We start from the raw sequence: 25,586 nt of genomic DNA, 5'->3' as shown, positions 1-25,586 counted from the left end.
CAATCACCGACCCTGTAATGTAATTGTTATTGAAACTACTGTGATATCATCGCTGTAATCATTGTCGAATAAATCATATTTTTGAGAAAATTTTTGCAAGGCGTAGCCATTATCTTGTGAAGCATAAGAATGGAAAAAGTCCATATCAACAACGTGTTGCTCATTAATTGTCAATAAGCCGTCCGTATAAAGTATTATGCGATGCCATCCGGATAAAGGTATCGTTTTCTTATTGATATGAATGGTTGGGAATAGCCCTAAGATAGGTGTATTTGCTGGGAGGAACACCGTCTCTCCGTATTTTCCAAATAAGAAACCAGATGGATGAGCTGCATTAACATAGTGTACAGTTCCGTTTTTCGTATCAATGAGTATGTAGATGGCTGTCATTAAAAAACGGTCCATATCTTCATCGGAAAATAGCTCATAAATTTGACGATTAAGTTCTCGGATTACTAAAACTGGATCAATTAATTTTGTAATTATTCCTTTTAACAAAGATCTAATGGACATTGTAACGAGTGATGCGGCAATGCCATGTCCCATTGCGTCGTAAAGAAGAATCGCAGTTAAGTGTTCATTAATCTTAAACCAGCAGTACATGTCACCACCTAATGTATTGGATGTAACATAAAGCCCATCTATCTGAATATGCTCAAGATTCAGTGAGGGTGATAATGCATTTTTTTGAAATTTCTTCGCGATAATTAAATCTTTTTGAATAATACCTTCTTGCTGCTTTCGTAGCTTAGATTCCTTTTGATATTTAAGGGCCACCTGAATCCTAGTTTTAAACTGGGTGAAATCAAATGGTTTTAAAATGAAATCGAAAATCCCAGCTTCAAAAACCCTATCAATTGTAATGCTTTTTTCGTAAGTAGTAGAAAGAAGGATAGGGGCATCGAGCCAGCTCTTTAGTTCGTCAATTTGTTGACAAATGTTTTCGCAATTTTTAAGTGTCATTTTTGCATCGAGAATAATTAATTCCAGCTCTTCTTTCAAAGAATCTGCTAAATAATTCATTGCCGCGTCAGTTGTTGTAAAGCAATGAATATTTTTGATGTCGATACGATGAAAATATTTTTGCAGACGCAACACATCATTACTTACGCTGCCAATAATTAATACTGACATGCTTCTTACATTCACCGCCTTATGTATCTTTAACAGAAGATAAAGCCTCGGACGAAGTTACGCCAAGGTAAAATGGATATGATAATTTCCGACTATTATATATACGCCATATTTACTTATCTGATGAATAATACAGAAATTCTAATTTGCTATAAATTTACCAATAAATATGACATTACACAAGACTAATGTGATATAAAATATGGAAATAAAATTCTTGCTACAAGCAATAAAGTCAAAAATATTTCAGTTAAACTACCGTATGGTGAGTCTAAAGACCTTAAATGATAAGTGGGAAGGGAGGCGGACTCTATCCATCTGAAAAAAAGATAAATATATTCGATAAAATGCATGTAATAAAACCTTACATAGATATTGTGTTTTTCCTCTTTTTAATGTATTTTAAAAACAGTTATAAAAGAGTTGTGTTAATTAAAATTACATTGGAGTGGTGGAAAATGAAACGTTTTACAAAAGAAGATATTAAACGTCGTGTTAAGGAAGAAAATGTGAAATTTATTCGCCTACAATTTACTGATATATTAGGAACAATAAAAAACGTTGAAGTACCAGTTAGTCAATTAGAAAAAGCATTGGACAATAAAATTATGTTCGATGGTTCATCCATTGAAGGTTTCGTACGCATTGAGGAATCAGATATGTACTTGAGCCCTGACCGTAATACTTTCGTAATTTTTCCTTGGACGGCTGAAAAAGGTAAAGTGGCTCGATTTATCTGTGATATTGTTAGACCAGATGGTACACCATTTGAAGGTGACCCACGCTCCAATCTGAAGAGGGTTTTAAAGGAGATGGAGGAATTAGGTTTTAGCTCATTTAATTTAGGGCCAGAGCCAGAATTTTTCTTATTTAAGCTGGATGAAAAAGGTCATCCAACACTTGAGTTAAATGATAGTGGTGGGTATTTCGACTTAGCCCCGACTGACTTAGGGGAGAACTGTCGACGTGATATCGTATTAGAGTTAGAAGAAATGGGCTTTGAAATTGAGGCATCACACCATGAGGTTGCACCTGGTCAACATGAAATTGACTTTAAATATGCAAGTGCGATCGAAGCATGTGACAATATTCAAACGTTTAAACTTGTTGTAAAAACGATAGCTGCACAGCATGGACTGCATGCAACCTTTATGCCAAAGCCACTATTCGGTGTTAACGGTTCTGGCATGCATTTCAACTTATCATTATTTGAAGGGGATAAAAATGCGTTTTATGATGAACGTGCAGAATTGCAATTAAGCCAAACAGCGCGTAGCTTTATGGCAGGGATACTAAAACATGTACACGGCTTTACAGCTATAACAAACCCACTTGTTAATTCCTATAAACGATTAGTGCCGGGCTATGAGGCTCCTTGCTATGTAGCATGGTCTGCACAAAACCGATCACCACTTATTCGAATTCCAGCTTCACGAGGACTATCAACACGTATCGAGCTGCGTTCTGTCGATCCAGCTGCGAATCCTTATTTAGCAATGGCTGTTATTTTAGCATCTGGGCTCGATGGCATTCGCAAAGACCTCACACCACCAGACGCCGTAGATCGCAATATTTATAAAATGTCACGAGCAGAACGTGAATTGAATAATATCGACAACCTTCCATCGTCTTTGGAATATGCACTCCTTGAACTAGAAATGGATCATACTGTACGTGAAGCACTGGGAGATCATATCTTTGAAAAATTCACGGCTGCTAAAGAAATAGAATGGAATAAATACCGCACACGTGTCCATAACTGGGAGCGGGAAGAATATTTAAAAATGTATTAGAAGGGGAGTGTTGGGGCTTTAGTGCCCCGACACTTTTTTAACTTCTTTCCGATTCCGGATACAATTATGCCGAGGCATAGTTGATTTAAAAATACAATGAAGGCCATCCTAATCTTTCCTTGATAGGGATAGTCTTTTTTTAGTTAGTTAGCTTACTTTGAATTATTAATTTGCCTTTTTCATTTAGTTCATAGTCATGGATATAAACACCATTTTCAGCTGAAAATCTAAAAAAATTCGGTATTTCTAACCAACCATCCTCAACTAATAGATGATCCTTTATCTTAAATTTTTTATAGTACTCATTATCATTGAAAAATAAATATATTTGATTATTAAAATCAATGTTAAGATCACTTACACTATCAATATCCGAAACAACTTCTTGTGTATGATTGGTCGAAGCGTCATAAAAAATTAGCTTACCATCACCAGTTGAAGGTTTAGAAGGGTCGTCAAATGTTAGGTAAAACCATTGTCGATCATTTAGTAGTCTTGCCCTATCAATAAATTCATATGAACTCTTAAATTCTTTTATTTCTTTACTTTTTACATCATATAAATAGAGGTATCCAAAATGATCTTTTTCATCAGTAAATAATATTTTTCCATCCTTTGCAGATAAAGACATATTTATGAATGTAAGGCTATTTGAATTAATTATACTTATAGTTTCGTCTGTTTTGAGATTCTTAAGCATAACTTCCGCTTTTTCACTTTTTCTGTCCTTTTTAATCCAAGTAGCGTAGTCTCCGATCAGTATGGGGAAATCATTAATAACATTTTCTTCATTTTCTTTTGTTAATGGTTGAAGTTCTTGCGTCTTTAAATTCATAAAATATGGATTCAGATACCCTCCATTTTCATCGGTATCTACCCACAATAACCAATTATCATTTAATTCTACCCCTTGAACCGACGGTAATTTGAATTTACTGGTAAAAATAGTTGTGCATTTTTGAGTCTTGCGATTATATTGAATAATTTTATTATCAAGAGAAGGACTTTCTTGATCTACACTCATATAAATATAGTCAGCATTCCCTCTATATGAGTGAATATTAGTAAAAGGTACGTCTACTGTTTTATTAAAATCTTTATCGGTTATTTGATAATAATTTGAACTTTGGGGTTTAATCAAAGATCTATTTGACTGTACACCATTGTATACGGCTTTAAAAACAATGAATAGGAATATAGCTGCACACGATAGTATTATTGTTCGCTCTATTACTTTCAAGTGAATCTCTCCATTTGAACTACGATATTTTTATAGGCTGTGTTAATGTTTAATGTTGTTTTTTTAAATGAATTTTAGGGAAATGGCTTCTCAATCATATTTCAACTTCATGTAGTTCATAAATGCCGCTATATGGATAAATATTTTGCATAATCTTCGAACTGAGATAAATAATTCTTTAAATTATTACCCACTTCATTCAAATCACCATATATATTTTGGTCTGCTAAATAAAAAGCATCCGATAAGTAAATCATTTCAACCTCTATCCACTTATTACTTTCGACTAACTGTAAATGGTCAATTAATCGAAATAACATTGAAAAAACGTCTGATACGTTGTTGATTGAAAGAAAATATTCGTTCAGCAGCCCGAGTAATATCTTAGAAGGAAGGTCGTCATTATTTAAACCTCCATTGAACAATTTTAATTTCGAACAGACATCAATGGGTTTTTCCTGTGAAGACAATGATATTTCAATTACTTCATACGGTGGATTATCAAGGCGTTCAATAACATTATCAGCCCATTTAATCACATCCTGAACGGAATAAAGACCTATTAAAATCCCTAACCTATATACTTCCGCCGTTACATTTATATTCATACTAAAACTCCTATCTTTAGCAGAACCATATAAAAATTAAATATGGACAGACGAAGGCTTTCAATGGTATCTGTCATTTCGAACAAAAAAGATGTAAACAAGAACTCTTTAATATTGTGTTTTGTACTTTCATTACTACGATATCGACAAATAAGAACCAAGTAAGATAATTATCAAGATACTTAGTTGCAACACCTTTAAAACGAACTCGAGGGATTCATCTTAATGTTGAACCTAAGAAGTTGCTCAGCTTCGCTCCAATCATCTCATGTTTATAAAGGAATTTAAAGTGTATATTACCGAATATTCCGTATAATCTTCTAGTGGTCTATATACTCCTATTGCGTTCCCGGCTACTACCGAAAATATTCTGTGACAAATACTTCCTATTAATCTATGATTAGAAGAAAAGGGGGAAAATGTATGACGCAAGCGACTCAAGTAGTTACAATCCAAAATAATGACATTGTTCAATTTGAACATGACATTAATAATGCTCTATTAGATTTAAGCGATTATTTAATAGTGGATATTAAATACAATACGTTATATATAGGGGAGCATACAGTTATACATTCAGCTTTAATTATTTATAAATAATTGATTCAAAGGGGGACATACCATGTCAAAAATATATTGGGTATCCATTACTAAAAGAACAGATGAATCTGAAGTGAAGCAAAATATCATTGAAAAAATATTTGCTAAGAAATCGGAGCTAAAGGATTTTCTAGAAAAAGAAGGCTATTGTAAGTCAGCAAAAAATCAATATATTAAAATCGATGATGGATCGTTATACGAAGCGGTCGTTGAAAAAGTAAAAATTAAATAATTAATATTATAAGAGTTTACCCGCGGGTAAGAGGGAAATACCCGCGAGAGATAATGCCAAGCACAAGGCGTAAGCTTTCAATCTTTGTTATCCATAGGTATCTACCTATTACCATTAATCATGAGCAATTATTGAAATAATGATAAAAGAAATTTCCTATCTTCAGGGAAGGATAATGTTAAATCGAGTATTTCTTCTTTTGATTTCCACGCAATTTCATAAATTAATTCATCGGGATCATGTATCATCATTTGACCACCAGTAATGATCGTCTCAAAATAACGAACTTCCACTGCATCATTATTTTTATGTAACACTTCTCTGACGATGTCTACTACAAATCCTGTTTCCTCATATACTTCGCGGATACAACATGTCTCAAAATTCTCAGTAGTTTCTTTTCCGCCTGATGGCACTGACCATGTTTTTACTTCCTCTTCAGTCCCTTGCAAAACCATTAATAATTGATTTTCTTTATTTAAGCAAATTCCTGCAGCACCTTGCCATTTAACCAATATCAAAACCTCCAATCTAATTTTTTATACTATTTTAACCTATATTATCCAAAAATAGGTGTTACTTTTGTTAATTCTATGCATATAGGTTGATTGGAGTGGAGACTGGTCGACTCCTTGGGGATCAGCGTCACAGATGAGACCCTGGAGCGAGCAACGCGAGTGAAGCGGCTCATCGGACGCCCTCAGGAAAGCGACCGGTCGGAACGGAAATCAACCCCACGTTATGGTGATATGCCAATAAAAAAAGCTTTCATTTTTACCTGTCCAAAGTTAGCATAAAAAGACAGGAATAACTAATTTTGATGTTTTAAACTATAAACAAGGAGTGAGAGCAATTGAGTTGGATTGAGTCGATTCAAAAAGCAATAAATTACATCGAAGAGCATTTATTAGATGACATCACAATGGAACAAATTGTACGAGAGGTTAATTCTTCGGTCTTTCATTTTCAACGGACTTTCTCGATTTTAACGGATATGTCTATTGCGGATTATATAAGACGTAGAAGGCTAACATTAGCTGCACAGGAGTTAATAAATACAGAGCAAAAAGTAATCGATCTCGCCTACAAATATGGCTACGACTCTCCTGAAGCTTTCACAAAGGCATTTCGTAAGCAGCATAATCTAACGCCTAGTGAAGCAAGAAAGAAGCAAGGACAACTAAAATCATACAATCGCCTGGTCATCCAGGTAAGTCTGAAGGGAGCAGAACCAATGAAGTATAAAATCGTAGAAAAAGAAAAGTTTCAAGTAGTAGGGGTAAAAAGAACATATAATTGTCAAAATGGTGAGAACTTGCAAGACATTCCTCATTTTTGGAATGAGATGAATTCGAAAAATTTCGATCATCAACTTATCCAATTAAATAACGGAAGCATCAAAGGGACGCTAGGTGTTTGTGTACCAAATACAGACCAAGGGCAAAATGGTTTCATTGATTACTGGATTGCTACGGATCATGTAGGGGAAGTGGGAGAAAATCTATTAGCGTTGGAGATACCTGCATCGAAGTGGGTTGTCTTTGAGGTGCATGGCCCTATGCCAGATGCTATGCAAAATACTTGGAAACAAATTTATTCAGAGTGGTTCCCATCCAATCCATATAAACCAGCAGGAACAGCTGAACTTGAAGTTTACCCTGATGAAGATGCATATAGCCCTGATTCATACTCTGAAATTTGGATTCCAATTCAATAAAGATAAATGGATTTGGTAAACGATTAGTTTGCCAAATCCATTTTTTGTAGTGATGATGTTTTATATAGTGTAGTCCAGCATAGTAAACACCGTATCTTGTATCTAAAAATTATCCTTAAGAGAAATTTTCGCTTTCTTCAACATCCATATTTTGTATAATGTATTGAAGGAGGTTGCATATGGACATAGATAGCATTATTTTCGATTTGGATGGGACACTTTGGGATTCAAGAAAAACAGTAGCGCAATCATGGACGCAGGTAGTTCAGGCGTCTCCTTACGGTAAAGGGAAGATAACCGAAGAGGATTTATCTAAAACGATGGGCTTACAAATTCAAGAAATAGCAGCTGTATTATTTGATTATCTTGATGAAGAAAAGCAGATGGAGCTTATTTTTGCATGCTGCCAGCAAGAGCAAGATGATTTATTACGTAATGGCGGTATTTTATATCCGCAGTTAGAAGAAACTTTACTAGCTCTTTCAAAAAAATTCCGCTTGTTCATTGTGAGCAATTGTCAGGAGGGCTATATAGAAACATTTTATGCTTATCATAATCTAGATAAATATTTCATTGACTTTGAAAATCCGGGGCGTACAGGCTTGTCAAAGGGTGAAAATATTCAATTAATTATGGAAAGAAATCACATAAAAAAAGCTGTATATGTGGGAGATACACAGGGAGATAGGCTTTCTGCAAAGTTTGCAGGGACCCCTTTTGTTTTTGCTTCATATGGTTTTGGTAAGCCAGAGGAGTATGACTATATCATCGAAAAGCCAATAGATTTATTGAATATAGTTTAAACTAGAGAGGGAGTATGGAGTTGTCTCTCCTGACGGTTTCTATACTCTTATTTTTATTAAAAGGAATAGGGGATTTTAACATCCTACTTATTTGGACATATGTACTCAGACGAAGATTCATTTAATCTTGATTGTGAAATTTGGATTCCGATTAAGTAACAGAAATGAAAGCAGCCAAGAATGTTCATAGGTAACATTCTTGGCTATTATAATTTTCACATCAATTTATTTTAATAAAGAATAAACATTAATGTCATAAGTAGATTCTTTTGATTCTTCATTTTCCTGAAATGTTCCTTCAAAAGTAAAATTCAATTTTTCTACTACCTTTATAGAATTTATATTACCAGGCTCGATTTTTGCTTCAATTCTATTTATGTTTAAAGTGGTGAAAGCATAATCAATCAAAGCCGAAATACTTTCTGGCGCATAGCCTTTTCCCCAATAAGCTTTAGCAAGATCATATCCGATTTCTGCTGAGGCGTTAACTTCGTCAATTGAATTGAATCCACAAGAGCCGATTATCTCATTTGATTCTTTCTCAATAATGGTAAAGCGAATAGCTTTGCGCTCCTCAGTTAATTCATCAAAAAGCTCAATCATTTCCTTTGCTTGTTCTTCATGAGTAAAATTAGTGATATTCATAAATTTTGTAACTTCTGGATCTGACCAAATATTAAATAAAATATGTGCATCAGCCATCTTCATTTTTCTTAAATATAATCTTTTTGTGTAAATTTGTTCTATCAATACTTTTACCTCCAAGTTATTAATTAAGTTTGGATGAAAAATATTGCTATCTGCGCATAATTCAGTCCCTTCAATTTTATGTACCCATTATACAATATTTAAACAATAACCCCAATGATTTCAATCAACTTTATAATGAATGAAGATATATCAAAAGAATAGGGGAAATGATAATGATCAAGGTAACGGCCGAAAATTATTCGATTATTAAAGAAACAATAGAAAGGGCACCAACATTTGTCTATAGCATACTAGATCAGGTAATAGAAGGCACTGTCTACGCCGACAATGAAATCTTCCATTCATTGCTGTTTCAAACTAAATCAGGAATATACTATGTTTATGGTGAGTCTTCCAGCGATCAAATCGTAAATAAACTTGGATCTTTACTACAAGAATCTATTGAACAAAGTAAACGTTTCACATTGTTTTCTTACTCGGATGATTGGATCGAAAAAATTGAACATCGATTAAACGATCATGTGAAAAAGCTAGAAAGATACTCTTTTAGTTTTGCTATAAATGCTTATAACGATAGAGAAAGGCGAAAGTCGCTTGACTATGAATTCATTAAAATCAAGCAACATCAAATTGAACATTGTTTAGAATTTAACAATCAATATTATGAGGAATACTGGGATTCTACTAATAATTTTCTTGAAAATGGCTTTGGTTTTTGTCTGCAGCATGGAGATAAAATTATTAGCGAAGCGGTCTCTATTTTTAAATCGCAGCAATTTGCAGAGATTGATATAGTTACTGATTCGAATTATAGAGGAAAAGGATTAGCAACCTTCATTGCAGAGAAATTTATTGATTTTTGTATTTTAAATGATATTCAGCCTTGTTGGGATTGCGATATCCATAACCAAGCATCTTATCATTTAGGCACTAAGCTTGGCTTTACTAATCCGCAAAAATATGCAGTCTATACAAAATCTTAATTCATAAAAAATGCTCACGTTGGAAAAATAACATCGTGAGCATTTTTTATGAGTTAAAAGAATCTATTACGCATTCCGAAGATATTGTAAAACAATTTTGCATCTCTAGCCATTTTAGTATTGGCGTTCATTTGTGGTCGTAAGCAATTTTGGAACATTTCATCGCAATATCTTGATCTACCATATCGAGCATAACATTCGTCGTGTAATTTGCAGCATGAATCTACAGCGTTGATAGGTCTACCTGGTCCCGAACATCCTGGTCCACAGTATTTATAACCAGGATAGCAAAAACCAAATCTGCGGTGTCTGTACATTATCTATTCTCCTTTTTAAAAGAAATAATTGTTACTATAAAATATGAAATTTTTGCTTGTAGAAGGGGATTAAAAACTAATGTAAGTGAAAAAAAGCATTAACTGATGAGACAAATCTATAAATGTAAGGTTCCTGTAAGCTTTTCAAAAAACTACTGTAAGGATGAGAGGTTATGATTGTCTTAGCACAGTAAAGTATAAAAGATAAGGAGTTTTAAGAATGAATTCATCCGTTACTCAAAAAGAAAGAATCGTTTCCTTAGATATTATTCGAGGGCTAGCGTTATTTGGCATTCTGTTTATAAATGTAGCGGCCTACCAGGTGATAGTAGAGGGAGGTCCGATGCCTGACTATAGTGGAATTAATGGCATTATTGATAAGCTCATTGATATTTTTATTGAGAAGAAATTCTTTTCGATTTTTTCATTCCTCTTTGGTGTAGGTTTTTATATTTTTGCTTCACGTGCAGAAGCGCGTGGCGATAAGCCAAGATGGCGTTTTGCAAGACGGTTACTATCTTTATTATTAATTGGCATTGTCCATATTTTTATTTTCTGGGGCTCTATCCTTGCTATCTATGCAGTAATAGGCTTTTTACTAATTCCCTTCTATAATGCAAAGATTTCAACAATTAGTAAATGGCTATTTGCTATTATTACTGTTCATGTCCTTTGCATCCTTGGACAACTATTTATGCCAAATCAAGGAGTTTTTTCATCTGTTTTTGGTATTTTAGGAAATGATGCAGTTACTATTTTCATCATGTTTTTGACCGGTTTTTTAGTAGCAAAAGCTGATTGGATTAGTCGTATTAGTGAATACTCAAAACAAATAAAGTGGATTCAATTTGTGACATTCCCACTTTTTGTAGGCATCTCGCTTTGGATTTGGTTTGCTGCTCAAGGGGAAGATCAAAATCTTCAATTAATTATTGGTTTAGGGGTAATTCCGACAACGTATTTTTATTTAACTTGTCTATTTGTTATGTTGGAGAATAAGCGCATCGCGAAGCTTCTTCAACCAATTGGACGAGTTGGTCAGATGGCATTTACAAACTATTTAGCTCAAAGCTTTATTGGTCTAGCTATTATGTCATTAATGGGGCTTGAAGTTGTTTCACCTTCTGATGTAGTGATTATTGCAATCCTAACTTTTATCATTCAAATTATCTTTAGTGTCATCTGGTTTAAATTCTTTAAAATGGGGCCATTTGAAAAAGTATGGCGCTTCATGACATATGGAAGAAAAGCAGTGCCGAATAAGTAAACAATTTTGTGAGATACTCTCTGGCGGTAAATTATTTCAATCCGCTAGGGGGTTTTTAGTGCTATGATAATGTATGAATTTGTAAAAAGTGAAACCTAAAGAAGGAGTCATCCGTAAAATAGTAAAATAGGTATCCACATAAAGGAGAAATACCAAATGAAAAAATACATAGCAGTCACAACAGCGTCATTTATGGCTATGCAATTAGCCGCGTGTGGGAATACAGAAACTCAGACTATTGAAGAATCTACTAATACAAATAATGTAACGGAAGAAAATAATACTTCAACATCAGGGAATGGTTTACAAAGTGTCTATGACAGCGACATGGCAAATTCATGTAAGAAATGGAAAGAAAGTGATGATGGCTCGTTCGAATGTTTAGATGAAAATTCGCCGCATTATGCACATCATTTCTTCAATGGACTTATGTATGCAACTACCGGAGCTATGATAGGAAGTGCCATTTATAAAAGTCGCAATTTAAGAAATGGTACAGATAGAGAGAATAAAGGTGGCGGTTCAGCAGTACCACGAACGAATTATAGCAATACGAGCGAAAGTAAAAATGCGAATTCAAATGGAATTACGACGAATGGCTCTCAAAATCCGTCTGGTACAACATCTAGTAGCTCAAATAACTCAACGACAAATATTTCAAATAACTCAACAACGAATAGCACAAATAATTCAACAACAAATAACTCAAATTCAAATACAAGCGATTCAAAGTCTTATTCGAGCGGCAAGCGTTCATACTCAAATAGTTCAGGTTCAACGACGAATAGTTCTAATTCTTACTCAAGTCACTCATCATCTAGCACGGGGAAATCAGGCTTTGGCTCAGGTGGTGCCTCTCGAGGTGGCTCTTCATCTTCTTAAAAGGAGAAATCAATATGGACAATCATTTTCAACAACGTCAAGCGTTTTATTCTCAATTTCCTAATTTCTTTCCAGACTTTGAGGACCTTGAGTACGCCTTATACGATGTATTAGATTTACCTAAAGAGAAAATCGAGGAAATTAACTATGCATCTACTATACTTTGGAAAATATTTTTAAAGGTTGGGAAACAATTTAAGCATTTATCGGATGAACAACTTTTAGCACTAGGCATTCGTTCTGAAATGCTACCATATATTCAATTAGATTATTTACAGCAACAATCGGTACTGGCTCGCTTCGATTTTATTTGTACAGAGGACGGACAATTAAAATGTCTTGAATTAAATGGTGAAACGCCATTTCTTGTCCAAGAAACCTTTGAGATCAATGAAGCACTTTGTCAGCATTTAGGATTTGATAGTCCGAATGATGTTTCAGCATTACATAAAACCTTGTCTGGTGCACTTTTTGCAGCTATGCATTATTTAAATGATGTGAAAAAACCTAAAATCATCATTACAGGGAAAACAGCTACGGAAGATTATGAGGAATATTGTCAGGTACAGTTTTTAAAGAAATGTATACCTTTTGATGTGGAATATGTTCCTATACAAGAGCTAATCATTTTTTCTAGTAACACTGCTAATATAGCTCGTGGCCTTTATACGCCTGCCATGGAGAAAATTGATATTTTGTATCGTCCCGCACACCCAGTAGAGTTTTTAATAGATGATATGTCTTCCGATGGTGATCGTATAGGTCTACAATTACTGGAACTTGTAAAAGACGGGCAGCTTGCTATTATCAACGCACCCGCTGCATATGTACTGCAATCGAAAATTTTATTATGGCTGATTTGGGAACGAAAAGATGATCCGCTTCTTTTTAATGCAGAAGAACGAGCTGCTATTCACAAATATATGTTGCCAACGTACCTTTCGGCAGAACCATTTGTTCAGGAAAACTTGCCGTTTGTAAAGAAACCTGTCTATTCTCGGGAAGGGAATACTGTAGAAATTTATGCAGGGGATGGTACGAAAACGAATGCCTCTGCATATACCCATTATGATGATAATTTGTTTATTTATCAGCAGTACGTGGAAATGCCCTCTATAACGATAAAGCTAAAAGATGGATTACAAACAAAGAAATGGTTAATCGGCTCATTTATCGCTGATAATCGTGCATGTGGCTTATCTTGTAGAGTAGGCAATCAAATTACAGAATGGGATTCGCACTGGTTAGCTGTTGGATATAGGGAAGAAACCTAAAAAACGGCGGAACTTTTTATAAAGTTCCGCTGTTTTTATGCCCTGTTACTCGTTCCAGCCTTTACAGACGTCTATCCATTCTTGATATGGAGTATAGGTTTCTAATTCAGAAATAGTAAGCTCAATGGCGGAGTTGCTACTACCACATGCAGGGAATACTGTTGTGAAGCGTTTAAGTGATTCATCTAAATAAATAGCAACGCCCTCATTCACGCCAAAAGGACAAACACCTCCTACCTCGTGTCCAATCTTTTCAAGTACTTCATCTTTTCCAAGCATCTTTGCCTTTGTACCAAAGGCAGCTTTAAATTTTGCATTGTCGACTTTGGCATCGCCTGCAGCAACAATTAATATCGCTCCATCGTTCACAAGAAACGATAAGGATTTCGCAATGCGTTCAGGCTCACACCCGAGTGCCTGTGCTGCTAGTTCAACGGTCGCCGAGCTTTCGTTTAGCTCCTGTATTTTGTGTTGCACATTCCATTGTGCTAAATGTTCACGTACTTTTTCAATTGCCATATGTAATACCTCCTTACAATACTACACTTTATTTTAACATAATTTTCAGAATATATAGTTGTGTTATCTTCCGGAAATAACCTATTATAAAAATAGTTAGTATAAAATTACTCTTTTGGAGGTGGAGCCGTTGATTATGAAAGTGCTACAGTCTCTTTTTGTACTAATAGGATTATTATTTTTCACAGGAGTAGTTGCGTTGTATGTAATTATTAGTGGCGGGCTACATTTTAGTGGGCTACTCTTAACTGTTCCTATATGTTTATTTGTCCTATTTGTTTGTTTAATTTTTGATTGGTTGACAACAACAAAACGGAAAATATGGTTAGCTGGAGTAATGGGCATTGCGTTGTTGATTGCCTCGATTAAACCTATTCAACATTACTACAAAATGAGTATTCCAACTGTTGATGCAGAAATTGATGTGTCACTCTATCAACCATTTACAGAGCAAAATAAAGTAGTAAAGTCAGATACAAAAGCTTCATTGCAATTAGTTGAGTCACTACCTCGCTTAGATGGGGCGACGGCGATGTATCCACTGTATGCTGCCTTTGTAGAAGCAACATATCCAAAGGGTTACTATCCATATGATAAAAGTAGAGTGATGGTGAGTCGTACACCTGAAGCTTATCAAAATTTGATTTCAGGAGATGTTGACCTGATTTTTGTAGCAGCGCCATCTGAATCACAAAAGAGGCAAGCGGAGATGGAAGATCTTACATTTGACATGACCCCTATTGGGCGAGAGGCATTTGTCTTTTTCGTCAATCATAAAAACAGCGTAGAAAATTTATCACTGGAGCAATTTAAACAAATATACGCTGGAAAAATTACGAATTGGCATGAAGTCGGTGGTGAAAATGCTGCGATTCGTGCCTTTCAACGCCCAGCAGATAGCGGAAGCCAAACAGCACTTGAAAGAATGATGGGGGATACACCAATCGTGGAAGCACCTGCTGAAAATGTTGCAACAGGTATGGGTGGTATTATTCATGAGGTATCACAATATCGTAATTATAAAAATGCCATTGGCTACACGTTTAGATTTTACTCAACAGAAATGGTGAATAACAACGAAATTAAATTATTGTCCATTGATGGGGTTGCGCCCACAAAGGAAAATATTCGTAATGGCACATACCCACTTGTATCTGAATTTTATGCAGTTACAGCAGGGACAGATAATCCTAATGTAAAGAAGTTTATAGACTGGATTGTATCAGACGAGGGGCAAGCACTAGTTGAAAAAGTTGGTTATGTACGAGTGGAAAATGACTGAATAATTTGCTATACTAATAGCACAATCAAACATGATAGTTTTCTAGGGTTCCGTAGCAATGCTAGTCTGGTCCGAGAGAAAACCACAAATTGATTTTGTGACACGGAAGGATAAAAGCCTGGGAGATACTGTTTACAGCAGTGTTCCTTAGGCTTTTTTATTTGGCTACTGTGGGAGTGAAGCAGAAGAAAAAGCTCAATTCAGGTTTTTGGTCACCGAACTGCCCGGGTAAGCGGAAGAAGTGATCAGGTAGATCAGAAAACCGTCTCAAAGAACGGGCCAATAATAGTATACATCCGTGTTTAACAATAAAATGGAGGAATTCGCGATGAATAAACAATGGTTAAGTGTCTTAATTGCTGCTTTTTTTGAAGTCGGCTGGGTTATTGGCTTAAAGCATGCAGGGAATGCACTCGAATGGATTGGTACCGCAATTGCAATTTTTGTTAGCTTTTATTTACTGATTAAGGCTGGAGAAAGCTTACCAGTCGGTACTGTTTATGCAGTATTCGTAGGCTTAGGGACAGCGGGGACAGTATGTGCTGATAGCTTACTGTTCGGAGAGCCATGGAAATTAGCTAAAATTTTATGTATCGTCGTTTTACTTGCAGGGGTCGTTGGTTTAAAGCTAGTGACAGGGGAGCCTAAAGAAAAAGAGGTGAGTGAATAATGGCATGGGTTGCATTAGTAGTTGCGGGGCTATGCGAGATGATGGGTGTTTATATGATTAGTAAATATAATGATGCTAAAAGTATTAAAAATTTAGTGTTATTGATTTTCGTATTTACCTTGAGCTTTGCCGGGCTTGCATATGCTATGGAAACATTACCAATGGGGACAGCATATGCAATTTGGACAGGAATTGGAGCGGCAGGTGGCGCTTTACTTGGAATGTTGTTTTTCAATGAATCCAAGGATTGGAGACGTCTTGTTTGCATTATTCTTGTTTTAGGAGCAGCGATATTTTTGAAATTACTATCTTAGTGAATAGTCATCTGGCATCGGTCTAATCGTTGCGGGGTGACTTTTTTTAGTATACACAACGATAGATAAAAGAGTTTTTTGCATAAAAATTCACAAAAGAAACAAATAAGATATTCAAATATTATGAAATATTTGTTAAAATAAGGATAGTTATAATGTTAATTAGGGACCTTAAAATTCTCTAAGCTGACGTTAATTATTCGTATTCTGATCATTACGGTGAGTTTTTTTATATAGTAGTCCTAAAAAGATTTGAAAAGCCTAAAAAAAGACAGACAACCACTGTCAGTTGTCCGTCTTTTTAAAAAAATTATTTTTTTACATCCTTCGTCCATTCAGCAACTTTGTCTGCATTGGCTTCTACCCAATCTTTAGCAGCTTGTTTTGGGTCTTTGCCATCCATAATTTCTAACATAACGCTCTCTAAATCTTCTGATGTCCAGTGGAAGTTATCTAGTACAGAATAGACATCTGGTTGATCTTCCTTTAAACCTTTACGAGCAAATGTGTTAATCGTTTCTTCGCCACCATAAACGCCTTTAGGATCTTCTAAGTATTTAAGATCATATTTAGCGAATTTCCAGTGAGGAGACCAACCTGTCACGATAATGTCTTCTTTATTTTTAATTGCTTTAGCAAGAGACGTTGTCATAGCACCAGATGAAGAAGTTAATAGCTGCCAATCTGCTAAATTATCATATTCATCTAAAGCTTTTTCAGTAGCAGCTGTAATCCCAGCACCAGGCTCAATACCTGTAATTGTGCGATCTGCTTGATTTTTTAAATCTTCAATCGAATTAACGTCCATATAGCTTGGTACTACTAGACCTATTTTGGCACCAGTAAGGTTTTCACCTAGCTCATCAAGGTCGTTCTTATATTTTTCGTACTGTGGGGCATGAGTATTTGGTAACCATGCAGCGACCATACCATCTGCTTCACCCTTTGAAACAGCCTCCCACATAATTGCATTATCAAGTGGTGTTAATGTTACATTGTAGCCTAAATCCTCTAGCACCTGACCAACTACATTAGTTGAAGCAATTTCTGTATCCCATTCAACGTAGGCTAGATTGACATCCTTTGAGTTACCACTACTCTTACTTGAATCATCACCACTACATGCTGCTAGCAAAAAGCCAAGCCCTAAAGCCATTCCTAATTTAGTTAATGTTTTCAGTTTCATCGAATCTTCCTTTCGTATATTAATAGTTTTGTGTCAAACTACAAAAAGTAAATCTCAGCAGTGAAAGTGAAGAACTAAGATTTGCGTTAATCAATTGCCTCTTTTTCTATACGGCTTTCTTCTTATTAAAACTTTGCGTTAAGCGGTCTATTACAATGGCGAAAATTACTAGGCCTAAACCTGCAACAAAGCCATTTCCAACCTGTGTTCGTTGAAGTGCAGTTAATACTTCGCGTCCTAGACCAGGTGCACCGATCATTGAGGCAGTTACAACCATTGACAGTGATAGCATAACAGTCTGGTTAATCCCCGCCATTATAGTTGATTTCGCAAGTGGGATTTCTACTTTAAAGAGTTTTTGATTTGAAGTACTACCATATGAATCCGCAGCTTCTACTAATTCTTTTGGTACTTGGCGAATTCCTAGGTTCGTCATACGTACAGTTGGTGGTAAGGCAAAAATAACGGATGCAAATACGCCAGGTACTATCCCAATACCAAAGAAGGCAACGGCAGGAATCAAGTACACGAAGCCAGGCATTGTTTGCATGAAATCGAGTATCGGCTTAATCACATTTTCTGCTACAGTTGACTTGGACATTAGAATGCCAAGAGGAACACCTAAAATGATCGAGATGATACTTGAGAAGAGCACGAGCGTCGTTGTTTCCATAAGATGTGTCCATAAGCCTTGATTATAAATAAATAACAAACCAAGTAATGAGAACGTTGCGAGCCCGAATTTTTTGCCGGTAACGAAAAAGGCAAAAATGACAACAAGTAAAATTAGAATAATCGGGGGAATGCTCACTAATAAATCAGTGACCTGATTCATGAGTAGTTTTCCATTTTTTTGAATCAAGTTAAAAAACACTGAAAAATTACTCGTCAACCAGTCCATAACTGATTCTACCCATGGTCCCACTGGTATAACTGGAATATTGTCTAAAAAATTATTCATGTGCAACTGCCTCCTCATCGCTAGTTGAAAGTGCTTCGATGACAACGCCACGGATAAGAACACCAAGTAAGCGCTCATCTTTTACAACTGCAATCGGAGTAGGAGAATTATGAATCATGCCTAAAATATCCTGTAAAAGCATATCTGGTGGAACGGTTAACATTTCTGATTGAACAATTGAATGTACCGTTTGTTCTTGTCTTTTAGCTGCAGCCCGTGCGTCGTCAGCAGTAATATAGCCTTTTAGATGTCGATTTTTGTCAACGGCCATTAGTAAACTAACTGTTTCTTCGCGCATTCTTTTAAGTGCTACGGTCGGTCCATCTACATCTACATTGACATATACAGGTCGAACCATGGCATTTTCAGCTGTTAATACTTTAGAGCGATCGACATCTTCTACGAAGGTTTTAACATAATCATTTGCAGGATTTGTTAAAATTTCTTCTCCAGTACCAATTTGAATGATTGAACCATCTTTCATAATGGCGATACGATCCCCAATACGTAATGCTTCATTCAAATCGTGGGTAATAAATAAAATTGTTTTTTTCAATGTGCTTTGTAAATCAAGTAACTCATCTTGCATTTCTTTTCGAATTAATGGATCAAGTGCAGAAAAAGCCTCATCCATTAGTAATATTTCAGGGTCATTTGCAAGTGCTCGTGCTAATCCAACACGCTGTTGCATACCACCTGATAATTGACTAGGATATTGGTCCTTATAAGCAAGTAAGCCTGCATTGTCGAGAGCCTGCTCTGCTTTTGCTTGCCGTTCTTCTTTTGAGATGCCTCTGATTTCAAGGCCGTATTCTGTGTTTTGAAGAAGTGTACGATGGGGGAATAAACCGAAGTTTTGAAAGACCATACTCATTTTGTTTCTTCTTACATTACGTAAACTCTCTTTGCCCATTTTAGAAATGTTTTCTCCATCGATGTAAATATTCCCACTTGTAGGCTCTATGAGACGGTTTAAAAGCCGAATCAGTGTCGACTTTCCACTTCCTGATAATCCCATGATAACGAAGATTTCACCTTCATTTACGGTAAAACTTGCATCGTATACACCAACTGTTGCACCTGTTTCTTTTAAGATATCAGTCTTGCTTTTTTGTTGCTTGACGAGTTCTAAGGCTTGGGGAATATGTTTCCCGAAAACTTTAGAAACATGTTCCACTTTTATTTTTTCCAATAGAACCACTCCTTTCGTAGATCAATTTCGCCTTGGCGTAATGGGTGTTGCTTCACTTACGCACAGATAAATTGCCACTAGACGTGGCTTTCTTAGGCTGAGTACCTCTATTTCAGTAGGTGTTTGGACACACACTGAATGAAGATAAATACTATTTGAGGATAATGATACCCAAATATAAACAAGTAACAACTTAACCCTAACAAAGAGTTGTTACTTTTGTCAAATCGACAAAATAGAAAAAATCCGCTTAAACGCTGTTATATCAGCGTTTAAGCGGATTTTAATTTGGATATAAAAAGCTCTGAACTCGAGCGAAACTTTCATCATTTCCGATAAAGTAAATGATATCTTCTTCTTCCAAAGACACATATGGACCAGGTGATAGTAATAATTCATTTTGACGACGAATTCCGACAATCGTACTAGATGTATTTTGCCAAAAATTCAATTCCTGTACTGTTTGGTGGATACAAGGGCTTTCAGCCGTCATCTCTAATTGATAAGGAATAAACGGATTGACGGATCTGAAATGTTCAGTTCGACTAATAAGTTGTTTGGTCTTATCCTGTAGATTTATTAATTCTTGGTGCTGCTTTTGAATGCTGGACATAAGCTCATGTTGTAGTTCATGGACTGATTGAACATCATGGAATTGGCGGACAAAATGTGCAGCCTTTTCATATGAGATGATAATAACTCCACTACCTTTAGTGGCCTCCACAATTTCCAAGTCTTGCAAAACAGCAATCGCTCTTCTCGCAGTTTCCGATGAGACATTGTATTGGCTTGCTAGAGATGATCTTGCGTAAATTTTATCGCCAATTCGATATTTTCTTTCCACGATTTTTGAGGCTAGATCGACAGCAATTTGCTGGTATTTTGGCTGTTTCACCTGCACATTTTTTTCTAATTGCATTCTAAACTTCCTTTCGTCATTACAGTTCCCTCAGCTTATTATAGACTAGCCTGCACAGAAAAAATAGCATCTCCATAAGCTATTAGTATATGATAAAAACGTAATATAGCAGTTTTGGTTTCTTATTAAATTTTTAAATAGAATAGAAGCTGAAGTTTGACAGTTATTAGTTATTATTATAAACTAAGTTACGTTATGTAAGTAATGTGAAAATACAAGTGCTCAGTTAGTAGGTCTAGCTAGCTGTTAACAATAGAAGGTTGGAGAAAATATGACAATTACAACTAAAGTTTTGGATATAGTGAAAGACAAAATGACGATCGTGAAGCATTCAGAAAATGAAAGTATTTGCCTAGTTGGTCCAGTGAAATTACCGGTAAAACAGGGTGAATTTTCAGCGACATTTCAATGGTATAACTGGTTAAAAGTAGGCGCTAATCAGTCAAAAGAGGAAATTATTGATGGGTTAGCATCTGCAAACTTAGCTTTTTTACAACAGTCATCAGTGCTTGTTTATGGAGATTTTACACATGCAGAGGATGCTTTAATTCGCATGCATAGTATTTGTCATACAGGGGATATTTTTGGAAGCCAACGCTGTGACTGTGGTTATCAATTACATGAATCGATGAAAATGATTGTGGAGCATGGCTGTGGGGCCATTTTCTACTTAGCTGATCATGAAGGTCGTGGCATCGGATTATTCTCGAAATCTCTTGCTTATTTATTACAAGAAGAGGGGTTAGATACGGTTGAAGCAAACCATGCTCTTGGCTTCCCAGACGATACTCGTTCTTATGAAGAGGCCATTACTGTGTTAGCTGCACTTCGATCAAAGCCAGTTACACTTATTACTAATAATCCGAAGAAGCTTGCTGCATTACAGGCACATGGTTTAGCTGCAGAAGGACATGTCCCATTATGGGGAGGATTAACGGAGACAAATCGTTTTTATTTAGATACGAAAGTAGAGAAATCTGGACATTTGCGTGAAGAGAAGTGAGTGGAGGAACGAAGATGACAACAGATGAAAAATATATGCAGTTAGCACTTGATTTAGCCGCTAGTGCAAAAGGAAATACGAATCCTAATCCACTAGTCGGGGCTGTAATCGTCAAAGATGGTGTAATTGTAGGAACAGGTTTACACAGAAAAGCAGGGGAACCACATGCAGAGGTGCATGCATTCCGTATGGCTGGAGAACATGCTAAAGGCGCGACACTTTATGTAACTCTTGAGCCGTGTTCGCATTATGGGAAAACACCTCCTTGTGCAAATTTAGTGAAGGAATCAGCAGTTAGTCGTGTGGTTGTAGCCATGCAAGATCCCAATCCTACAGTTGCTGGACGTGGTATTCAACTGTTACGAGATGCGGGTATTGAGGTAGAGGTAGGTATTTTAGAAGCTCAAGCTCGCCGTTTAAATGAACGTTTTATTCACAATATGCTAACAAAACGTCCATTTATAATTTCAAAATACGCGATGACTTTAGATGGAAAAATAGCTGCCCATACAGGACATTCCAAGTGGGTAACTGGTGAGGAAGCACGTGAGGATGTTCACCGTATTCGTCATGAGGTGGATGGTATTTTAGTTGGTGTTGGTACTGTTTTAGCTGACAACCCATCTTTAACGACAAGATTAAAAGAAGTTTACGGAAAAAATCCAGTGCGCATTATTATGGATAGCTCCCTTCGTACACCAGCTCATGCCAATGTTCTGAATGTAGAAGAAGCGAAAACAATTATTGTATGTAGTGAGAATGTCAGTCAAGAAAAAATAACAGCATTTGAGGAAAAAGGCGTAACTGTATTGCCAGTTCGACATGAATCTGAGGGGCTTGTTGTGGATGATATGCTTGAAAAACTATATCAATATGGCATTACGGATATTTTAGTAGAGGGTGGAAGTACGATCAACTCTTCATTTTTACAGCAAGGTGCTATTAACAAATATGTGATTTATATAGCGCCAAAAATTCTCGGTGGTCGTTTATCATTAACACCTATTGCTGGTCAAAATCCATCTACTATGGATGAAGCATGGGATGTAGAATTTGCTTCGTTTGAGCAGGTTGGGCAAGATTTACGTATTATGGCTTATCCAAAGCTAGGTGAAGAAAAGTGAAATATCAAGCAGATGTTTGTATCGTAGGGGCTGGGCCAGGTGGAGCACTTCTTTCGCATTTACTAGCGAAAAAAGGTCTTTCCGTGATACTACTGGAACAAAACGCAGCACTTGGGCAGGCATTTCGCGGTGAGCATTTAAATGAGGAGGGTGAGGCTGTTTTAAAAAGTCATCAGCTTTTTGAAGCAGTCGAGGCGCTCGGTATATTACGTATGGGAAAGCTTGAATATTACGCAGACGGTAGAGCAATAAAAACTATTCTCCCTGATGAAGCTGTAGGGCATTTAGGAATTCATGTGCCCCAAGCAAATCTATTAAAGGGAATTTTACAAGAAACGCAGCATTTCCCGCACTTTTTTTGTTTCCTAAATACGAAGGTGACGAAGCTCATAGTTGATTCTTTGGGCAGATATACGGGTGTCATTGCATCAAGGGATGGGGAAACCATTGAAATTAGTAGTCAGTTAATTATCGGTGCTGACGGTCGTTACTCTACTATTCGTAAGCAAGCGCACATTGAGATTCAAAAGCATAAACATGGCTTTGATTTATTGTGGGCAAAAATCCCTGCCCCTCAAGGATGGGAGCCATCGATTAAAATGGCATTAATAGGTGATAAACAGTTATCCTTATTTACGCAGGTTGGTGGGTTCATTCAAATCGGCTGGAACATTGAACAAGGAAGCTTTTCACAGCTCAGAAAAAAAGAATTTACACCATTTATCCAACAGCTTTTAGAACAATTCCCGGAACTATCTGATGCTGTAAACGAACATATCAGATCTTGGCAAGATTTTGTCTTGCTTGATGTATTCAGTAGTCATTGTGACTGCTGGGGGACAAAGGGGCTTGTGCTAGTAGGGGATGCTGTTCACACGATGACACCAACTGGAGCATTTGGGCTCAATAGTGCACTCAAGGATGCAGATTGTCTTGCGTCATTATTAAATAAAGATACGCTTGTTCATTTTAACGTACACGATTTTCAACAAATGCGCGAGCAGGCTATTGAAGAAGTATTAGCGAAGCAAATTGAAAAAGAGCAAACATTCGCGACTAACTTTATCAACAAGGCTTCTTGAAGGGAAGAAAAACAACATGAAATTTGGCTTTGATATAGATGACACACTCATAGATTTACGAGCACACGCCTTTGCGCTCTATAATAAAAAACTTGGTAAAAATGTTGCACTAGAAGTATTTCAAGCTTTGCAAAGAGTTGAAATTCACGAACCTTTTGGATTAACAGATGCTGAAGGAGCGGCGATGTGGAATAGTTCATTAGAGGGAATTTATTTTACGGACTGTCCTTCTTTTGAGGGAGCACTAGAGACGCTTCAAACTTTGGCACATCAGGGGCATGATATTTATTATATTACTTCACGTCCTAAACGGTATTGTGAGCAAACACAAGCATGGATGAAAGCACAAGGATTTCCTATCACAGAAGGTCACTTTTTCTGCGGAATGCAGGATACAGAAAAAGTGGCGATCATCAAAGATCTAGCTTTAGATGTTTATGTAGATGATAAACCAGCTGTATTAGAAACACTGCAAGATGTGAATACAAAAGTGATTTTAAAAAATCAATCCTATAACAAGCATGTTGACCTGCCGCGCTTAAATCATTGGGAAGATTTCTCGAGATTAGTAAATAATTAACTTATCACCATAACGTGTAGTTGATTCCTGTTTCGACTGGGCACTTTGTTGCTGACGCTTCGCTTTCGCACAGAGCAAAGCTTCCTGGGGGCGTCCGATGAGCCGCTTGGGCCAACACGATGTTGGTCACGAAGGCGTTATCACAGGACGTGATGGTTTTAGCCTTCGTTCCCTTATCGCTAATCCCCAAGGAGTCGCCCAGTCTCCACTCCAATCAACTTATAACAAAGGCATATTTTTAACAAATGTCGTCCACAATTTTGGTGATGAGTTAAATAATTAAAGCAATACACCCGAATAGAAGGCACTTAAAAAGTGAATCTATTCGGGTGTATTCTTTGTTTCAATCAATACAATTGCTTTTCGATTTCTAACGCAACGCTTTGAATAGTGTCAATTAATAAATTATCATCGTAATCACTGTAGCGTACTTCTGGTATAACGAGTGACACTGATGCAATTATTTGGTTGGAAGCATTTAAAATCGGTGCAGATACAGAGCATGCTCCACGCACTCGTTCGCTATTACTTTTCGCTAACCGTTGTAAACGGATTTGCTTTATTTCCTCTAACAGCTGCTCTTTTGAAAGTATCGTCCTACCAGTGATAGCTTCAAGATTTATATTCTCCACATACTCTTCAACATTTGACATAAATGCGAGCAATATTTTAGATGATGCACCTGCATAAAGGGGAGAGGTGTCACCTACAAACATTTTCGTTGAAAGCGGATATGTTGAATCATAGTTTAAAATACATCGTCTTTCCAATCCATCAATAATATTCATGGAAACACTTTCACCGATTTCTTCGTTTAGCTTTTTTAAAATAGGTTCTGCGACAATAATAAGACTTGATTCTTCTTTTACTAAATTCCCTAAATACAGAAGTGAATGACCTAATTGATAGCGCTTAGTTCGCTCATCTTTGTGAAGAAAGCCTTCGTACACAAAGGTAGAAACGAAGCGTTGTAAACTGGAAATGCTGATCCCTGTTTTTTTACTTAACTCAGTTAGGGAAAGGCTTGGTTCATCTTTTGAGAAAGCTTTTAATATTTTAATAGCTTTGTGCAGCGATGACATTGTATAGTTTTTTTCGAAAATCTCCTGATTCATCCCGTCACCTACGTAATAAAATAATTTTCTTCGACATCCGGCGGAGCATTTATCTTCATAAATTCTATTATAGCGTAA

At 36.3% G+C, this 25,586-nt stretch carries 29 protein-coding genes, 1 pseudogene and 1 riboswitch; of the genes and pseudogenes, 17 read left to right on the top strand and 13 right to left on the bottom strand.

The window, feature by feature from the left end; all coding sequences use genetic code 11:
* Positions 1-3: 3 nt before the first annotated feature.
* Positions 4-1,134 (bottom strand): SpoIIE family protein phosphatase, encoded by a 1,131-nt coding sequence (locus tag ACYQ73_RS01885; protein ID WP_460010899.1) that lies wholly within the window; start codon positions 1,132-1,134, stop codon positions 4-6.
* 458 nt (positions 1,135-1,592) lie between these two features.
* Between ACYQ73_RS01885 and glnA the strand changes: the two genes are divergently transcribed.
* On the top strand, positions 1,593-2,927 hold the full coding sequence (gene glnA / locus ACYQ73_RS01880; protein ID WP_460010898.1) for a type I glutamate--ammonia ligase: 1,335 nt from the start codon (positions 1,593-1,595) through the stop codon (positions 2,925-2,927).
* 139 nt (positions 2,928-3,066) lie between these two features.
* Here the strand turns inward: glnA and ACYQ73_RS01875 are convergent, their stop codons facing one another.
* From ACYQ73_RS01875 to ACYQ73_RS01865, 3 genes and pseudogenes are all read right to left on the bottom strand, one after another.
* The gene (locus tag ACYQ73_RS01875; RefSeq protein WP_460010897.1) at positions 3,067-4,167 is read right to left on the bottom strand and encodes a hypothetical protein; all 1,101 of its coding nucleotides are present in this window, start codon (positions 4,165-4,167) and stop codon (positions 3,067-3,069) included.
* A 128-nt stretch (positions 4,168-4,295) separates the two neighbouring features.
* A complete protein-coding gene (locus ACYQ73_RS01870) occupies positions 4,296-4,775 on the bottom strand; it encodes a hypothetical protein (RefSeq protein ID WP_460010896.1) in 480 nt (159 codons plus the stop codon).
* Positions 4,772-4,980, bottom strand: a pseudogene (locus tag ACYQ73_RS01865) (hypothetical protein); the annotation flags it as partial. The gene ACYQ73_RS01870 and the pseudogene ACYQ73_RS01865, both read right to left, overlap by 4 nt.
* Positions 4,981-5,198: 218 nt before the next feature.
* Here ACYQ73_RS01865 and ACYQ73_RS01860 point away from each other — a divergent pair.
* Together ACYQ73_RS01860 and ACYQ73_RS01855 are read left to right on the top strand one after the other, a co-directional pair.
* Positions 5,199-5,375: a sporulation protein Cse60 gene (locus ACYQ73_RS01860; RefSeq protein ID WP_268635783.1), complete on the top strand. Its 177-nt coding sequence runs from the start codon at positions 5,199-5,201 to the stop codon at positions 5,373-5,375.
* 22 nt (positions 5,376-5,397) lie between these two features.
* The gene (locus tag ACYQ73_RS01855) at positions 5,398-5,607 is read left to right on the top strand and encodes a hypothetical protein (RefSeq protein WP_460010895.1); all 210 of its coding nucleotides are present in this window, start codon (positions 5,398-5,400) and stop codon (positions 5,605-5,607) included.
* A 128-nt stretch (positions 5,608-5,735) separates the two neighbouring features.
* Here ACYQ73_RS01855 and ACYQ73_RS01850 read toward each other — a convergent pair whose 3' ends face one another.
* The gene (locus ACYQ73_RS01850) at positions 5,736-6,122 is read right to left on the bottom strand and encodes an NUDIX hydrolase (RefSeq protein WP_460010894.1); all 387 of its coding nucleotides are present in this window, start codon (positions 6,120-6,122) and stop codon (positions 5,736-5,738) included.
* 338 nt (positions 6,123-6,460) lie between these two features.
* On the opposite strand from ACYQ73_RS01850, the gene ACYQ73_RS01845 reads away from it, so the two are divergent.
* On the top strand, positions 6,461-7,324 hold the full coding sequence (locus ACYQ73_RS01845) for an AraC family transcriptional regulator (RefSeq protein WP_460010893.1): 864 nt from the start codon (positions 6,461-6,463) through the stop codon (positions 7,322-7,324).
* Between the two features lie 179 nt (positions 7,325-7,503).
* Entirely contained in the window at positions 7,504-8,127 is a 624-nt protein-coding gene (locus ACYQ73_RS01840) for an HAD family hydrolase (RefSeq protein ID WP_460010892.1), read from the top strand.
* A gap of 225 nt (positions 8,128-8,352) precedes the next feature.
* Here ACYQ73_RS01840 and ACYQ73_RS01835 read toward each other — a convergent pair whose 3' ends face one another.
* Entirely contained in the window at positions 8,353-8,877 is a 525-nt protein-coding gene (locus ACYQ73_RS01835; RefSeq protein ID WP_460010891.1) for a GNAT family N-acetyltransferase, read from the bottom strand.
* 173 nt (positions 8,878-9,050) lie between these two features.
* On the opposite strand from ACYQ73_RS01835, the gene ACYQ73_RS01830 reads away from it, so the two are divergent.
* Positions 9,051-9,821 carry a GNAT family N-acetyltransferase gene (locus tag ACYQ73_RS01830; protein WP_460010890.1) on the top strand — a complete coding sequence of 257 codons (771 nt, stop codon included), beginning with the start codon at positions 9,051-9,053 and terminating at the stop codon, positions 9,819-9,821.
* Between the two features lie 53 nt (positions 9,822-9,874).
* On the opposite strand, the gene ACYQ73_RS01825 is transcribed toward ACYQ73_RS01830, so the two are convergent.
* Positions 9,875-10,138, bottom strand: coding sequence for a Parvovirus coat protein VP1-like protein (locus tag ACYQ73_RS01825; protein ID WP_460010889.1), 264 nt, complete (start codon positions 10,136-10,138; stop codon positions 9,875-9,877).
* 220 nt (positions 10,139-10,358) lie between these two features.
* Between ACYQ73_RS01825 and ACYQ73_RS01820 the strand changes: the two genes are divergently transcribed.
* The 3 genes from ACYQ73_RS01820 to ACYQ73_RS01810 all read left to right on the top strand — a co-directional run bounded on the left by ACYQ73_RS01820 (position 10,359) and on the right by ACYQ73_RS01810 (position 13,561).
* Positions 10,359-11,405: a DUF418 domain-containing protein gene (locus ACYQ73_RS01820; RefSeq protein WP_460010888.1), complete on the top strand. Its 1,047-nt coding sequence runs from the start codon at positions 10,359-10,361 to the stop codon at positions 11,403-11,405.
* A 156-nt stretch (positions 11,406-11,561) separates the two neighbouring features.
* The gene (locus ACYQ73_RS01815; protein ID WP_460010887.1) at positions 11,562-12,287 is read left to right on the top strand and encodes a hypothetical protein; all 726 of its coding nucleotides are present in this window, start codon (positions 11,562-11,564) and stop codon (positions 12,285-12,287) included.
* A 14-nt stretch (positions 12,288-12,301) separates the two neighbouring features.
* Positions 12,302-13,561 (top strand): glutathionylspermidine synthase family protein, encoded by a 1,260-nt coding sequence (locus ACYQ73_RS01810; protein WP_460010886.1) that lies wholly within the window; start codon positions 12,302-12,304, stop codon positions 13,559-13,561.
* A 45-nt stretch (positions 13,562-13,606) separates the two neighbouring features.
* Here ACYQ73_RS01810 and ACYQ73_RS01805 read toward each other — a convergent pair whose 3' ends face one another.
* Positions 13,607-14,080, bottom strand: a complete 474-nt coding sequence (locus ACYQ73_RS01805) for a YbaK/EbsC family protein (protein ID WP_460010885.1) — start codon at positions 14,078-14,080, stop codon at positions 13,607-13,609.
* 136 nt (positions 14,081-14,216) lie between these two features.
* Here ACYQ73_RS01805 and ACYQ73_RS01800 point away from each other — a divergent pair, with 136 nt between their 5' ends.
* The 3 genes from ACYQ73_RS01800 (at position 14,217) to ACYQ73_RS01790 (ending at position 16,346) form a co-directional block, all read left to right on the top strand.
* On the top strand, positions 14,217-15,362 hold the full coding sequence (locus ACYQ73_RS01800; RefSeq protein WP_460011504.1) for a PstS family phosphate ABC transporter substrate-binding protein: 1,146 nt from the start codon (positions 14,217-14,219) through the stop codon (positions 15,360-15,362).
* 31 nt (positions 15,363-15,393) lie between these two features.
* Positions 15,394-15,489: riboswitch (guanidine-I (ykkC/yxkD leader) on the top strand.
* A gap of 201 nt (positions 15,490-15,690) precedes the next feature.
* On the top strand, positions 15,691-16,032 hold the full coding sequence (locus ACYQ73_RS01795) for a DMT family transporter (RefSeq protein WP_460010884.1): 342 nt from the start codon (positions 15,691-15,693) through the stop codon (positions 16,030-16,032).
* Complete coding sequence (locus tag ACYQ73_RS01790; protein ID WP_427560915.1) at positions 16,032-16,346, top strand: DMT family transporter; 315 nt, start codon at positions 16,032-16,034, stop codon at positions 16,344-16,346. Before ACYQ73_RS01795 ends, ACYQ73_RS01790 begins: the two co-directional genes overlap by 1 nt.
* A 310-nt stretch (positions 16,347-16,656) precedes the next feature.
* On the opposite strand, the gene ACYQ73_RS01785 is transcribed toward ACYQ73_RS01790, so the two are convergent.
* The 4 genes from ACYQ73_RS01785 to ACYQ73_RS01770 form a co-directional block, all read right to left on the bottom strand.
* Entirely contained in the window at positions 16,657-17,532 is an 876-nt protein-coding gene (locus tag ACYQ73_RS01785) for a glycine betaine ABC transporter substrate-binding protein (protein WP_460010883.1), read from the bottom strand.
* A gap of 106 nt (positions 17,533-17,638) precedes the next feature.
* Positions 17,639-18,493 carry an ABC transporter permease gene (locus ACYQ73_RS01780; protein ID WP_460010882.1) on the bottom strand — a complete coding sequence of 285 codons (855 nt, stop codon included), beginning with the start codon at positions 18,491-18,493 and terminating at the stop codon, positions 17,639-17,641.
* The gene (locus ACYQ73_RS01775; RefSeq protein WP_460010881.1) at positions 18,486-19,685 is read right to left on the bottom strand and encodes a quaternary amine ABC transporter ATP-binding protein; all 1,200 of its coding nucleotides are present in this window, start codon (positions 19,683-19,685) and stop codon (positions 18,486-18,488) included. Before ACYQ73_RS01775 ends, ACYQ73_RS01780 begins: the two co-directional genes overlap by 8 nt.
* Before the next feature lie 283 nt (positions 19,686-19,968).
* On the bottom strand, positions 19,969-20,604 hold the full coding sequence (locus tag ACYQ73_RS01770; RefSeq protein WP_460010880.1) for a TrkA C-terminal domain-containing protein: 636 nt from the start codon (positions 20,602-20,604) through the stop codon (positions 19,969-19,971).
* A 271-nt stretch (positions 20,605-20,875) separates the two neighbouring features.
* On the opposite strand from ACYQ73_RS01770, the gene ACYQ73_RS01765 reads away from it, so the two are divergent.
* The 5 genes from ACYQ73_RS01765 (at position 20,876) to ACYQ73_RS01745 (ending at position 24,676) form a co-directional block, all read left to right on the top strand.
* Complete coding sequence (locus tag ACYQ73_RS01765) at positions 20,876-21,607, top strand: GTP cyclohydrolase II (protein WP_460010879.1); 732 nt, start codon at positions 20,876-20,878, stop codon at positions 21,605-21,607.
* Positions 21,608-21,621: 14 nt separating this feature from the next.
* Positions 21,622-22,731 (top strand): bifunctional diaminohydroxyphosphoribosylaminopyrimidine deaminase/5-amino-6-(5-phosphoribosylamino)uracil reductase RibD, encoded by a 1,110-nt coding sequence (gene ribD, locus ACYQ73_RS01760; RefSeq protein WP_460010878.1) that lies wholly within the window; start codon positions 21,622-21,624, stop codon positions 22,729-22,731.
* Positions 22,728-23,813: an FAD-dependent monooxygenase gene (locus tag ACYQ73_RS01755; protein WP_460010877.1), complete on the top strand. Its 1,086-nt coding sequence runs from the start codon at positions 22,728-22,730 to the stop codon at positions 23,811-23,813. The genes ribD and ACYQ73_RS01755 overlap by 4 nt, the downstream gene beginning before the upstream one ends.
* Positions 23,814-23,829: 16 nt before the next feature.
* Positions 23,830-24,393: a 5' nucleotidase, NT5C type gene (locus ACYQ73_RS01750; protein WP_460010876.1), complete on the top strand. Its 564-nt coding sequence runs from the start codon at positions 23,830-23,832 to the stop codon at positions 24,391-24,393.
* Positions 24,394-24,490: 97 nt separating this feature from the next.
* Positions 24,491-24,676, top strand: a complete 186-nt coding sequence (locus ACYQ73_RS01745; RefSeq protein ID WP_460010875.1) for a hypothetical protein — start codon at positions 24,491-24,493, stop codon at positions 24,674-24,676.
* 64 nt (positions 24,677-24,740) lie between these two features.
* Here ACYQ73_RS01745 and ACYQ73_RS01740 read toward each other — a convergent pair whose 3' ends face one another.
* A complete protein-coding gene (locus tag ACYQ73_RS01740; RefSeq protein ID WP_460010874.1) occupies positions 24,741-25,508 on the bottom strand; it encodes an IclR family transcriptional regulator in 768 nt (255 codons plus the stop codon).
* Between the last annotated feature and the right edge of the window lie 78 nt (positions 25,509-25,586).

Source organism: Lysinibacillus sp. CTST325 (assembly GCF_054665055.1).
The sequence above is the reverse complement of the archived record's forward strand: the minus strand, read 5'-3'. Positions and strand labels throughout refer to the sequence as shown.